General features: G+C 35.2%; 15 protein-coding genes. 11 read left to right on the top strand and 4 right to left on the bottom strand.

What is annotated here, in order from left to right; all coding sequences use genetic code 11:
• Nucleotides 1-21: 21 nt before the first annotated feature.
• Nucleotides 22-1836 (top strand): menaquinone biosynthesis decarboxylase, encoded by a 1815-nt coding sequence (locus tag ACZ47B_RS03765; RefSeq protein ID WP_464895349.1) that lies wholly within the window; start codon nucleotides 22-24, stop codon nucleotides 1834-1836.
• A 7-nt stretch (nucleotides 1837-1843) separates the two neighbouring features.
• Here the strand turns inward: ACZ47B_RS03765 and ACZ47B_RS03760 are convergent, their stop codons facing one another.
• Genes ACZ47B_RS03760 through ACZ47B_RS03745 form a run of 4 tightly spaced genes read right to left on the bottom strand, consistent with a single transcriptional unit; the run spans nucleotide 1844 to nucleotide 4200 of the window.
• A complete protein-coding gene (locus tag ACZ47B_RS03760) occupies nucleotides 1844-2068 on the bottom strand; it encodes a hypothetical protein (protein ID WP_464895348.1) in 225 nt (74 codons plus the stop codon).
• On the bottom strand, nucleotides 2046-2426 hold the full coding sequence (gene fliS / locus ACZ47B_RS03755) for a flagellar export chaperone FliS (RefSeq protein ID WP_464895347.1): 381 nt from the start codon (nucleotides 2424-2426) through the stop codon (nucleotides 2046-2048). Before fliS ends, ACZ47B_RS03760 begins: the two co-directional genes overlap by 23 nt.
• A gap of 13 nt (nucleotides 2427-2439) precedes the next feature.
• A complete protein-coding gene (fliD, locus tag ACZ47B_RS03750) occupies nucleotides 2440-3816 on the bottom strand; it encodes a flagellar filament capping protein FliD (RefSeq protein WP_464895346.1) in 1377 nt (458 codons plus the stop codon).
• Nucleotides 3817-3819: 3 nt separating this feature from the next.
• Nucleotides 3820-4200 carry a FlaG family protein gene (locus tag ACZ47B_RS03745; RefSeq protein WP_464895345.1) on the bottom strand — a complete coding sequence of 127 codons (381 nt, stop codon included), beginning with the start codon at nucleotides 4198-4200 and terminating at the stop codon, nucleotides 3820-3822.
• Nucleotides 4201-4305: 105 nt separating this feature from the next.
• On the opposite strand from ACZ47B_RS03745, the gene ACZ47B_RS03740 reads away from it, so the two are divergent.
• The 10 genes from ACZ47B_RS03740 to ACZ47B_RS03695 all read left to right on the top strand — a co-directional run bounded on the left by ACZ47B_RS03740 (nucleotide 4306) and on the right by ACZ47B_RS03695 (nucleotide 11837).
• A complete protein-coding gene (locus tag ACZ47B_RS03740) occupies nucleotides 4306-4668 on the top strand; it encodes a hypothetical protein (RefSeq protein WP_464895344.1) in 363 nt (120 codons plus the stop codon).
• Complete coding sequence (gene rsmD / locus ACZ47B_RS03735; protein ID WP_464895343.1) at nucleotides 4658-5236, top strand: 16S rRNA (guanine(966)-N(2))-methyltransferase RsmD; 579 nt, start codon at nucleotides 4658-4660, stop codon at nucleotides 5234-5236. Before ACZ47B_RS03740 ends, rsmD begins: the two co-directional genes overlap by 11 nt.
• A gap of 42 nt (nucleotides 5237-5278) precedes the next feature.
• A complete protein-coding gene (locus ACZ47B_RS03730; RefSeq protein WP_464895342.1) occupies nucleotides 5279-6328 on the top strand; it encodes a flagellar basal body P-ring protein FlgI in 1050 nt (349 codons plus the stop codon).
• Nucleotides 6329-6401: 73 nt separating this feature from the next.
• Complete coding sequence (locus ACZ47B_RS03725) at nucleotides 6402-6692, top strand: rod-binding protein (protein WP_464895341.1); 291 nt, start codon at nucleotides 6402-6404, stop codon at nucleotides 6690-6692.
• A gap of 317 nt (nucleotides 6693-7009) precedes the next feature.
• Nucleotides 7010-7213 carry a flagellar biosynthesis anti-sigma factor FlgM gene (locus ACZ47B_RS03720; protein WP_464895340.1) on the top strand — a complete coding sequence of 68 codons (204 nt, stop codon included), beginning with the start codon at nucleotides 7010-7012 and terminating at the stop codon, nucleotides 7211-7213.
• Nucleotides 7214-7242: 29 nt separating this feature from the next.
• On the top strand, nucleotides 7243-7671 hold the full coding sequence (locus ACZ47B_RS03715; protein ID WP_464895339.1) for a hypothetical protein: 429 nt from the start codon (nucleotides 7243-7245) through the stop codon (nucleotides 7669-7671).
• Entirely contained in the window at nucleotides 7671-9506 is a 1836-nt protein-coding gene (flgK, locus tag ACZ47B_RS03710; RefSeq protein ID WP_464895338.1) for a flagellar hook-associated protein FlgK, read from the top strand. Before ACZ47B_RS03715 ends, flgK begins: the two co-directional genes overlap by 1 nt.
• A 27-nt stretch (nucleotides 9507-9533) precedes the next feature.
• Complete coding sequence (locus ACZ47B_RS03705) at nucleotides 9534-10343, top strand: ABC transporter permease (RefSeq protein WP_464895337.1); 810 nt, start codon at nucleotides 9534-9536, stop codon at nucleotides 10341-10343.
• Nucleotides 10336-11079 carry a TIGR02757 family protein gene (locus tag ACZ47B_RS03700; protein WP_464895336.1) on the top strand — a complete coding sequence of 248 codons (744 nt, stop codon included), beginning with the start codon at nucleotides 10336-10338 and terminating at the stop codon, nucleotides 11077-11079. Before ACZ47B_RS03705 ends, ACZ47B_RS03700 begins: the two co-directional genes overlap by 8 nt.
• 71 nt (nucleotides 11080-11150) lie before the next feature.
• Nucleotides 11151-11837, top strand: coding sequence for a F0F1 ATP synthase subunit A (locus ACZ47B_RS03695; protein WP_464895335.1), 687 nt, complete (start codon nucleotides 11151-11153; stop codon nucleotides 11835-11837).
• Nucleotides 11838-11849 lie beyond the last annotated feature (12 nt).

The raw sequence follows: 11849 nt of genomic DNA, 5'->3' as shown, positions 1-11849 counted from the left end.
AGGCACGGGAGAGAAGTAATTATGAAAAGAGTTATTGAATTATTTGAAAAAGAGGGACTTTTAAAAGTTATAGAAGAAGAAGTGGATATTGACCTCGAAATCGCTCATATAGCCTATATAGAAGTAAAGAAGGATGATTCAAAAGCTCTTTTGTTTACTAATGTTGTATCAAAAAGATTGGGTAAAAAGTTCGATATGCCGGTACTAATGAATACTTTTTGCTCTTATAAGGCAACTGAGCTTATCTTTGGTAAAAAACCGCAGGAAGTTGCCGATACCATCGAAGAACTTTTACATTTAAAGCCACCTCAAGGGTTTGCTAAAAAGATTGAAATGTTTGCAAAACTTTTTGAACTTAGAAAAGTTTTTCCAAAAAGAAGTACGAAAAAAGGCGAATGTCAAGAGATAGCATACAAAGGTGATGAAGTTAACCTGTTTGATATACCTATCCTAAAAACTTGGCCTGAAGATGGTGGAGCTTTTATAACTATGGGGCAGGTTTATACACAAAGTTTGGATGGTACTAAACAAAATCTAGGAATGTACAGACTTCAAGTATATGATAAAAACAGACTTGGAATGCATTGGCAGATACATAAAGACGGGGCTCACTTTTTTCATGAATATAAAAAAGCCGGCAAGAAGATGCCTGTTTCTGTAGCCATTGGTGGAGATCCGCTATACATCTGGTGTGGACAAGCTCCTATGCCAAATGGGATGTTTGAACTGCTTTTATTTGGCTTAATAAAAGAGGAAAACCCTAGTCTTGTAAAATCTCTAACCAATCCTATCTATATACCAAATGATGTAGATATCGTGGTAGAAGGGTGGGTGGATCCTGCAAAATTTGAGATAGAGGGACCTTTCGGGGATCATACCGGATATTATACTCTAAAAGAGCCTTATCCGGTGATGGATGTAACTTGTATCACTCACAAAAAAGAGCCTATCTATCAGGCAACGGTCGTTGGAAAGCCACCACTTGAAGACAAGTATATGGGGTGGGCGACTGAGAGGATATTTTTACCACTGTTAAAGACTACCGCACCCGATCTCATAGATTATAGAATGCCTGAAAACGGTGTCTTTCACAATCTGATACTAGCTAAGATGAATGTAATGTACCCGGGTCATGCCAAACAGTTTATGCATGCATTTTGGGGAGTAGGACAGATGAGTTTTGTAAAACATGCCATATTCGTGGGAAATGATGCACCTGAACTTACCAGTTATGATGAACTTAGTGATTATATACTCGATAGAGTGAGTGTTGAAAATATCATCATAAGCGAAGGTGTGTGCGATGCTTTGGATCACTCCAGTCCAAGTTATGCATATGGTGGAAAACTTGGGATTGACTGCACAAGTGATAATGTAAACTTTCCTAAAAAAGAGATACTAAGTGATGAAGAACTGTTAGAAAAGATTAAGAATATTACAAAAGATGTAATTGAAATAAAACAGTATAAAACTTATACAAAAACCCCTATAACTATCTTGAAGATAAAAAAAACAGAGCCAGTTTTTAACCTGTATGAAAAACTAAAAGGTATAAAAAAATATACAAAACTGCTTATCTTTGTAGATAAGAAAAAGAATGATTTGAACAATCCTTATATGCTTATATGGAGAGTAACAAACAATATAGACGCAAAAAGAGACATATATCTCGAAGAAGAATTCATCGGTATAAATGCAACTGACAAAAACACTCTTGACGGATATGAAAGAGAGTGGCCTGGAGATACGGACTGTGATAAAGAGACCATCAAATCACTTCAAAAGAGAAAACTTATAGATATAGATGAAAAGTTTTTGAAAAAGTTTTATATCTAATAGTGTTTTAGTTCAGATATTCTTTTGTTTTTTTGAGTTTTTGCATTTGAGAGAGTATTTTTTCTTTCTCATTTTTCAAAAGAACATTCACCTGCTCTATAAGTGCCAACGCTTCTTGACTCTCATTAAGTGTTTCAAACTGTGGTACATCTTTGCTTAACTCTTCGATTTTGTCGAAATCCTTGTTGATGACAGCCAGTTTTAGAGCACTAATCCAGCTCTTTTTTCGCATTTATCTCTCTCCAGGCTTCCAAAAGCCCTTTAACCACTTTGTTGACAGTATCCAAATCTTCTAGGGAGTTTTTAGCATTTGCGGTTGAAAGCAGCTGGATCTGATAAGTGTACAATCCGTTTAAATACTGTGCAACTTCACCACCGTTGAAATTGAGTGAATTTATTAGTTCTACGAAGATATCCACAGATCTGTTTATCCAGTATGACTTTCTTTCAAAATCTTTTTGCTCTATCGCCTTTTTTGCTTGAAAGTTAAATCTCAGTATTCCTTCATACAGCATTTCTATCAATTTTTCTTTGGATTCTATGGATATATTGTTTTGTGTATATTCATTGTATGCCAGATTTGTTCTCATGTTTATATCCTTTTTACTGTTTTGTAGTTAAAAAACTTTGTATTTGCATTTGCAAAGATTGTGATTGGGCATTGAAAGTCGATATTATTTTATCATATGCGGCAAATTTTTTTGCGAGTATATTGTATTTATCATCTATCATTTTTGTTTGAGACTCTTTTTGATCGGTTAAAGACTTAATGTTATTATCAAGATATGTTTTATACAGACCAAGATCGCTACTGTTACCCATAAATTTTGATTCGAGTTCATTGTTTAGTTTTACAAACAGACCATCGCTACTGTGGGTACTTGTTCCGCCTTTGAAAAAATCAACTATAGCTTGAGGATCGCTTGACATTTTACTATCAAAAGTTGATTCGTCAAATTCCAAATGACCTGTACTGTTTTGAGTGATACCAAAATCAGATAGTGAACTACCTGAATTGTCATAACTAAAAACTATATCGTTTATATCATACTTTAAGTTTCTTATCTGGCTTACGCCTTGAAAGATACCTTTTGTATTGGTTGCAGAATCATACTGCGTAGCGGCATCTAAGTTATCTACCACATCATTGTAGGCAGATACAAATGATTTTACCGCATCTTTTAAACTAGCGGTATCTTGAGATATAGTGATAGTTGTTTTTCCTGTATCTGTAAGCTTGAGATCCACTCCGTTTATCAAATCACTTATATCATTTGTACTTCTTGTGATGCTTACTCCGTTGTAAGTGAAGTTTGCATCCTGGGCACCGCTTCCAACAACACTAAAACCAAGATCACTTGCAGCGGTTCCGCCTGATGATACGGTTATAGCATTGTCTGCACCTGTATCAGTTGATTTTATAACAAGTTTATATGGATCTGTTCCACCCACATTTAGCAAAGAAGCTGTAATTTTACCGTTTGAATTATCATTGATAAGTTGTTGGAGCTGCGATATAGTTGTTGTGCTATCAACATTAACACTAAAGCTATCACCGCCTGCTAATTGGAAAGTTAATGTATCAGAGCCACTAGAATCAGTTAAAAAAGTACTTGTTTCTTTATTGAAAGCATTTGACTCTTGTACATCATTTGTAGCAATATTTGATACATCGATGGTGATAGTCTGTGAGCTTGTGCCGTCTTGTACGGTTGCTGTTGCAGATGTACCGCTTATATCAGCTGTAGTTTTAGAGTATATATTATCATATGATAAAGTACTGGCACTTCCTTTTAAAGTTGAGAGTAAGGTAGTTAGTGTAGTAAGGTTTTTCTCTTTTGATTTATCTTCGGATATTTTACTCTCTATAGGTTTTATGATAGTATCTTGGTCAGCTTTTTTTAACTTGTCTATAATGTCATAGTTTAAAGCTCCCTGACTACCAAGACCTAAACTACTTAACGCTCCAAATTCAGCCATCTATCATCCTTTTTTATCGAAAATCATACCTATGATCTCTTTCATTTTCTCAGCAAGCTTCATTGTCTCTTCAGATGGTATCTTTCTGATGAGTTTGCCGGTACTTCTTTCGGTAACGTCAACAAACATAGAGTCAATTTTGTCATTGAAACCAAATTTTATGTTGATATTGAGTGAATCCATTTGGTCATTCAATCTTTTGACGGTATTGTTCAAGTGCTGTTGTATCTCTTTTTTATCCTGCTTATTTTTTACTTCACTACTTGTGGTGGTCGTATTTTGCTGAACTTCCTGTTTTTTTTGCACGTTGGACGTTTTAGCATAATCGGTACTGTAGCTCGATGTCGAGTCGATTTGTTTGCTTACGGCATTAAATATATCCATTGCATAACTCCTTTTGCTTTTGATCGCTTATCTCTAAATCGTCAGTTATATGATAAACTTTATATTTTTTTGGTACAATAAAAAGAAATTTTTGAGGTTTGTGATTTGAAGATATCTATAATGTGCGATTCGCTGCTTTTGCAAAACAGTCTGGAGATTTTTCTAAGAGATTACCTCTCGTCATATAAACAGTGTGAACTGGTACTAAGCGATAAAGAAAGAGAATTGCAAAAACCTGTAATTGTCATTAATTCATCAGATAATGCCGATATAAACATACCCTTTTCAAAATCAACTCTGCTGATGGAGTTGCAAAAGTTTTATAAAAAAAACTATCCGGATAAGGTAAACAAAAGTACAAATATCAAAAAAGACAAGCTTTGGAAGCTTGAGAGAAAGATAGACAAGCTAACTCTTCAGTTTAGAGAAAATCTTATAAAAACCATCAGAGATTTTTATGAAGAATAGACTTTTTACCACCATCAACAGCGGCAAATACAAAGGTAAGAAACTTTTACTACCCTCTTTGTCTACGACAAGAAGTACGAAATCCATCATAAAAGAGTCATTTTTCAATACCGTACAGTTTGAAATAATCGGAAAAAATTTCGTAGAAGTGTTTGCCGGAAGCGGGTCAATGGGTCTTGAAGCATTAAGCAGAGGCGCAAAAAAAGCTTTTTTTATAGAAAAAGATAAAAATGCTTACGATACGCTTTTGCAAAATATAAAAAATTTAAATGTCCAAGAGGAATCCATAGCCATAAATGCAGACAGCTTTATCAAGTTTTATGATATATTGGAAAACGATATAAAAGAAAAAAGCTATTTTTATTTTGACCCACCTTTTGAGATAAGAAGCGGTATGGAAGATATATATGAAAAGTGCTATGAACTCATTGCGCACATTCCCGCTCAAAAATGTGAACTTGTAGCCATAGAACATATGAGCGGTATCCCATTGCCTGAGAGTATAGGTGAGTATAAGGTAAAAAAAAGTAAAAAGTTTGGTAAAACCACGATAACATATTTGGAATAGTATTTGCTTTTACTCAGATAACTTATTTTTAAGGGATTTGGAGTGAAAAAAGTACTATTTTTGTGCATATTTGTTTTATCTTTTGTAAATGCTGAAAAGGTAAAAAATATAGCAAGCGTCGTAGGTGTGCGAAACAACCAGGTCATAGGATACGGTTTGGTCGTGGGACTTAACGGTACCGGTGACGGTACGACTTCGGCTTTTACAGTCAGATCGCTTTCAAATCTTCTTCAGACGGTAAATGTAAAAATAGATCCGAAAGATATCAAATCAAAAAATATAGCGGCAGTAATAGTAACGGCAAAACTTCCGCCATTTGCAAGACAGGGAGACAAGCTTGATGTAACTATATCATCCATAGGAGATGCAAAATCCATAGAAGGCGGAACCCTTTTGATAACTCCTTTAAAAGGTGTTGATGGCAAAATATACGCTTTAGCCCAAGGTTCGGTAAGTATAGGCGGAAAGAACGGCAGGGGAAGAGGAGAGTTAAATCACCCGACTGCCGGAACCATACTAGATGGTGCTTTAGTGGAGCGAAATGTGGCATATGATATATATGATAAAAAATATCTCAAACTTTCACTAAAACAATCCAGTTTTCAAACCGCTATGCAGATAGAAAAATCACTAAATTCCATATTTGACGAAAAAGTGGCTGTTGCGATAGATCCAAAAACCATCAATCTGAAAAAACCTGACGATATGAGTGTTATATCGTTTATGGCAAAGATACTCGATGCCGACATAGCCTATAAACCCGATGAAAAGATAGTCATAGATGAAAGAACAGGCACCATAGTAGCGGGTGTGGGTATAAAGATAGACCCTGTAGTTATAACGCACAAGGATATAACCATTAAGATTGAACCCGTTAAAGAGTTAAACAATGACAAAAACAGTATAAAGATAGGAAACAAAGTAGCGATCAATACAAAAGATTTTGCTCTTCATATGGAAAAAAACAGTGTCACTATATCTAACTTAACAAGAGCATTGCAAAAACTAGGAGCAAAACCAAAAGATATCATATCTATCATAGAGAGCATAAAAAAAGCCGGTGCCATACGGGCTGATGTGGAGATAATATGATGGTGAAGGGTGAATGGTGAAGAGGAAAAGCTTTTGGCTTTATGCTTTTAGCAATTGACCGAAGGGAGATATAATGAAGATAGATAATTATGCGGCTTTGGCTCAGGCAAACAGTTTGCCAAAAATAGTAAAAACCGATAATGATACAAAACTAAAAGAGCAAACAGATAAATTTGAAGCTTTTTTTATTAAAAAAGTTTTGGATATTTCCATCAAAACAGACAATGCACTTTTTCCCAAAGGCGCAGGGGATGAGATATACAGATCGATGTATAACGACGCTTTGAGCGATAAGTTAAGCGGAAGATTCGGTTTTAGTGAATTATTGTTTAATTATTTAACTGATGTTACGCACCATATGTAGTTTTAGATGTTTTTTGCAACATTTCATTACAAGGCAGAAAGTTGAAAAGCTACTTCCTGTAACTTGAGACTTTCTAACGAAGTAAGGGAGTGTTGCAAAAAGCACCCAAAGGGCAAGACAATAAGGCATTATCTGCTGTGTTAGATTTTCTCACCTTAACTACGGTTAGGCTTTCAAAAATCTGCCTTGCATATAACGCCTTCTTGTCTTGTCTAAAATTATATATGGTGCGTAACATCAGTTATTTACAACAAAAGGGTTAAAAAAAAATGAAATTATCCGATATGCAAGTAGATAAAAACTGCAAAGGATAAAAGATGATTTCAAAAGTAAACGTTGGAAATGTTTTGGCGAACAATTACAAGATTTCCAATGATCAAAAAAACCAGGAAGTTCAAAATAAAAATTTAAAAAGCAAGGAAGAGAGTAAGTTAGAGTCCATAAAAAAAAGCATTGAAAACGGATCATACAAGATTGATCTTGATAAAACTGCAGACAAGATAGCTGATACTCTACTTTAACTCCTCCTTTGCTCTATAGGAGCACAAATATGATAAATCATTACCTTGAAAGTTCTATTAAAAATATCGAAGATTTGATATCTTTGACCAAAAGTGATATAGAAGATATCAAACAGGCAAACAATGATGCCATATATAAAAGAACCAAGATAAAAGATGAAATTATAGATATATTTGAGAGCCAAAAATCATTGCTCGACAGTGAGTTGGTAAAACTTATGAAAAAAAATGAAGGCACAGCGCTGGATGAACTTTTAAGTGAGGAAGAGTTAAAAAGTCTCGATATATTAAAAACAAGACTTAAAGAGTTACATAGACTCAACAAAGACTATGCCAGGCTGGTAGTGGCTGTAAATGAATTTTATACCTCTCTATTCGATAAAATCTTTCCGACAGAGATGGAGAATTATAAAAAAACCAATCCAAAAAGTTTTTCTTTGCTGAAAGTGAGTGCATAATGAGTCTTTTTAGTACATTAGATACAGGCTATACAGGTCTTAACGCATCTCAACTTCAAATGGGAACGGTAAGTCAGAACATAGCCAACGCAAATACTGAAGGATATACAAGACAACGTGTTGTAACAAGGGCACAGGAGCCCCTACATACAACTCCAGGTGATATCGGAAGAGGTGCAAAATTTGTCTCTGTAACAAGAATACATAATGAATTTGTTTTTTCAAGACTAAGGGATAGCTCAGGTAAGCTAGAATACAACGACTTTTCCAAACAGACTCTCGAAGAGGTTGCAAAAGTTTTTCCTGATACTGACGGTGTAGGTTTGCAAAATGATATGAAGAACTATTTTGACGCATGGAATTCCTTAGCTTCCAATCCTACAAGTTCGGCATCAAAAACAGATCTTGCCCAAAATACCATAACTTTTTTGGATAATTTAAAAGATACGAAAAAAAGAGTCAGATCGACCCAGGATGCACTAAATGCTCAACTTAAAATCAGTATAGATGAAGTAAATTCCATAGGTGAGAAAATAGCTGATCTAAATGCAAAGATAGGCAATGTAGAGTCTATAAAGAACAATCATGCAAATGACTTAAGAGACGAAAGAGACAAGCTTGAACTTGCTCTTTCAAAACTGCTTGATTTTTCCGTTTTCAAAGGTGATATGCAAAGTGACATCAGTATAGACAGGGATTTGACTGATGGAGGAAAAGAGTATTATTTGAACATATCCGGGGAGTCATTTGTTGACGGCTCTACATTTCATCCACTTGTTTTGGATAACAAGGGCAACAAAAGTGCATACTACTCCGTTTATCATGAAAGTCAAGACGGCAGTAGAGTGGATGTTGGCAAAAAGATAACAGGCGGTAAGATAGGTGCGATTTTGGATCTAAGAGGAAGGGAGATAGATGGAACTACATCTTATCCAAAAGATGGGACAGTTCAAAGTTATATCGATTCTCTTGATGCTTTTGCCAAAGGCTTTGTAGAAAAAACCAATTCCGTATATGCGGGAAGTGCAGTTGAAAAGATGGATTCGCCATTGCTTAATCTTGATAACAATGCTTCACTTGTAAAAAGTGATTATAACTTTAAAAAAGGCAGTTTCGATGTTGTCATGTATGATGGTGACGGCAATGAAATAGGAAGAAAAAGTATTACTATAGATGAAAATACAACTATGGATGACGGAACCGACAGCAGTATAATAGGTCAATTGAACAAATCAACCGATGATAATCAAGATAATAATTCGACAAATGATTTCGATGATTATTTTTCAGCTTATTACTCTACTAACGGTCACATACTCTCCATTGAACCAAAGGGTACTCACAATTATAAGATAGCTATAGAAGATAATGGTACCAACTTTGCGGGTACAACAGGTATAAACGCTTTTTTTACCGGGGATAGTGCCTCAAATATATCTTTAAAAAGAGACTTTATAGATGATCCGACAAAGATAAACGCCTATAAAAATCCGATTGACGGTGATAATCAGATAGCCAACCAAATACTTCAGATCCAATACCACGATGTTGAGTTCAACTATGGTAATGGTCTGAGCGTAAGTGATACCCCTGATGGTTTTTATAGGAATATCACAGGTAAAATAGCAACTGATGCACAAAACAGTGGAAGAAACCAGGAAGCTTCACAAGCTATTTTCAATGCTGTAAATCAAGAACAACAATCAATCAGCGGTGTAAATATAGATGAAGAATTGGCAAATCTGCTCAAGTATCAAACGGCGTACAGCGCCAATGCAAAGATCATCAGCACGATAGACAGGATGCTTGACGCATTGTTGTCGATTAAACAGTAAAAAAGAGAAAAAATTATATAATACCCTATGGTTAAAATTCCCTATGGTAGTATAATAACTCTTTTTTTATTGATTAGCATCGTATATCTTGGCGGTTATTTCTATGATGTATCGCCATATCTCATACATAAAAACAGTATACTTCTGCCTCCAAATTTCGCTCACCCTCTTGGAACTGACAGATTGGGTAGAGATATCCTTGCAAGGATCATAGAGGGTGGCAAGATATCACTTGATATAGGTATCGCAAGCTCGGTAGTGACAAGTTTTATAGGACTTGCCGTGGGCATAAGTGCAGGCTTCTTTCAAAAAACTACAGACAAAGTCATCGTGGTCTTGATAGATCTTTTTTTAACTTTTCCCACCTTTTTTCTTCTTTTGGCACTTGTAAGTTATATAAAAGCTTCCACTTGGGTGCTTATATTTGTCATATCCGTTACAGGATGGATGGGGATGGCAAGGATGATACGAAGTGAGAGTTTTGAAATCGCTTCAAAACCATATATAAAGATACTCAAACTAGCCAAAGTAAGCAAAGTAAAAATCATATTCAAATACTTCGTACCGCTTCTTGCTCCTATATTTTTCATAAGTTTTACTTTCGGGGTAGGGGGAGCCATACTTGCTGAGAGTGGGCTGAGTTTTTTAGGTATTGGCATAACTCCTCCACAAATGAGTTGGGGTACGATACTAAATGAAGGCAAAGAGGTCATCGATATAGCATGGTGGGTAAGTTTTTTCCCGGGGCTTTGTATATTTTTGGTCATTTTTGCATTGGTTAACATATCTGATTACCTTCAACATAAAACAAACCAAAAAGAGAGCTTTGGTGCTTGATATCAAAAGTGTGCTTGATGGAGAACTTTTAAAAAGAGATAGAATCGATGAACTCTCTTTTGACAGACCCGATCCACTAATGGTGGCAAAAAGATATAATGATGAATATATCTCTTTGATATGTGCTCTGTTTGCTTACGGAAATGCTCATCAAATCGTAAAATTTCTATCAAGTCTTGATTTTTCCCTGCTCGACAAAGATGAAAATATCATAAGAAAGAGTTTTGGGAATCACTACTACAGGTTTCAAACAAAAAAAGATGTTTTGGAACTTTTCATTACCCTAAGCAGGATAAGAAAAAAAGATTCTTTGGAGGATATTTTTTTTCAAGGATATAAAAAAGAAAAGAACATTCTTGACGGATTGAAAGAGGTGATCACTCTTGTATATGATGTAAATCCCTACAGGTCGAAAGGATATGAGTTCCTTATAGGCAAGATCCCTATATACCCGGTTAAATCCCCGTATAAAAGATGGAATATGTATCTTAGATGGATGGTAAGAGATAAAGGTCATGACATTGGCTTATGGAAAAAGGTTGACAAAAGTACTCTTCTTATGCCATTGGATACCCATACTTTTAATGTATCTAAAAAGTTAGGATTGCTAGATAGAAAAACCTATGATTTTAAATCGGTACTTCTATTGACTGAAAAGCTAAAAGAATTTGATGAAAAAGATCCCGTAAAATATGACTTTGCACTTTATAGAATAGGACAAGAGAGGATAATTTAAAGTAGTATTAAATGATTTTTTGGTAAAATTCGTCTAATTTATTTTTAACATCAGTTATAAGGATACAAGGAATGAATGAAGTTTTTACTTTTCTGGGATTGTTCGGTGATGGACATACATATCTTTTTGCTTCACACGTTATACTTTCAGCTCTTATAGTCTTGGTTTTGGCTAAAAGTGCAACATCTTCTTTGCAGATAGTTCCAAAAGGTATGCAAAATGTGATGGAAGCATATCTCCAAGGTGTTATTGCCATGGGAACTGACGTTATAGGCAAGAAACAAGCTAAAAAATACCTTCCTTTGGTGGCAACTTTGGGTCTTTTTATCTTTGTATCGAACCTGATGGAAATAATACCGGGTTTCGAACCGCCTTCAGGCAATATCAATATGACTTTGACTTTGGCTGTTATTGTATTTTTATACTATAATTTCGAGGGTATCAAGAAGAACGGAGTCATTCACTATTTTGCCCACTTTATGGGACCAGTTCCTATACTAGCACCCTTGATGTTCCCTATAGAGATAGTATCTCATTTATCAAGAATCATATCACTATCATTTAGACTTTTTGGAAATATAAAAGGTGATGATCTTTTTGTCGCGGTTCTTTTGATGTTGGCTCCTTGGGTTGCTCCGCTTCCGGGATTTGCATTGATGAGCTTTTCTGCGATACTTCAAACTTTTATATTTATGATTCTTACTTATGTGTATCTTGCCGGTGCGGTTACCATAAGTGGAGAGCACGAAACCATCTAATCATAAATGAAT

It is taken from the genome of Thiofractor thiocamini, from assembly GCF_055384375.1.
This window is presented reverse-complemented; position numbering and strand designations above follow the sequence as displayed.

Coding starts and splice junctions, on each gene's coding strand:
- ACZ47B_RS03765 (WP_464895349.1), top strand. CDS start 22: ATGAAAAGAGTTATTGAATTATTTGAAAAAGAGGGACTTTTAAAAGTT.
- ACZ47B_RS03760 (WP_464895348.1), bottom strand. CDS start 2,068: ATGCGAAAAAAGAGCTGGATTAGTGCTCTAAAACTGGCTGTCATCAAC.
- ACZ47B_RS03695 (WP_464895335.1), top strand. CDS start 11,151: ATGAATGAAGTTTTTACTTTTCTGGGATTGTTCGGTGATGGACATACA.
- ACZ47B_RS03705 (WP_464895337.1), top strand. CDS start 9,534: ATGGTTAAAATTCCCTATGGTAGTATAATAACTCTTTTTTTATTGATT.
- fliD (WP_464895346.1), bottom strand. CDS start 3,816: ATGGCTGAATTTGGAGCGTTAAGTAGTTTAGGTCTTGGTAGTCAGGGA.
- ACZ47B_RS03720 (WP_464895340.1), top strand. CDS start 7,010: ATGATTTCAAAAGTAAACGTTGGAAATGTTTTGGCGAACAATTACAAG.
- rsmD (WP_464895343.1), top strand. CDS start 4,658: ATGAAGAATAGACTTTTTACCACCATCAACAGCGGCAAATACAAAGGT.
- ACZ47B_RS03715 (WP_464895339.1), top strand. CDS start 7,243: ATGATAAATCATTACCTTGAAAGTTCTATTAAAAATATCGAAGATTTG.
- ACZ47B_RS03745 (WP_464895345.1), bottom strand. CDS start 4,200: ATGGATATATTTAATGCCGTAAGCAAACAAATCGACTCGACATCGAGC.
- ACZ47B_RS03725 (WP_464895341.1), top strand. CDS start 6,402: ATGAAGATAGATAATTATGCGGCTTTGGCTCAGGCAAACAGTTTGCCA.
- flgK (WP_464895338.1), top strand. CDS start 7,671: ATGAGTCTTTTTAGTACATTAGATACAGGCTATACAGGTCTTAACGCA.
- fliS (WP_464895347.1), bottom strand. CDS start 2,426: ATGAGAACAAATCTGGCATACAATGAATATACACAAAACAATATATCC.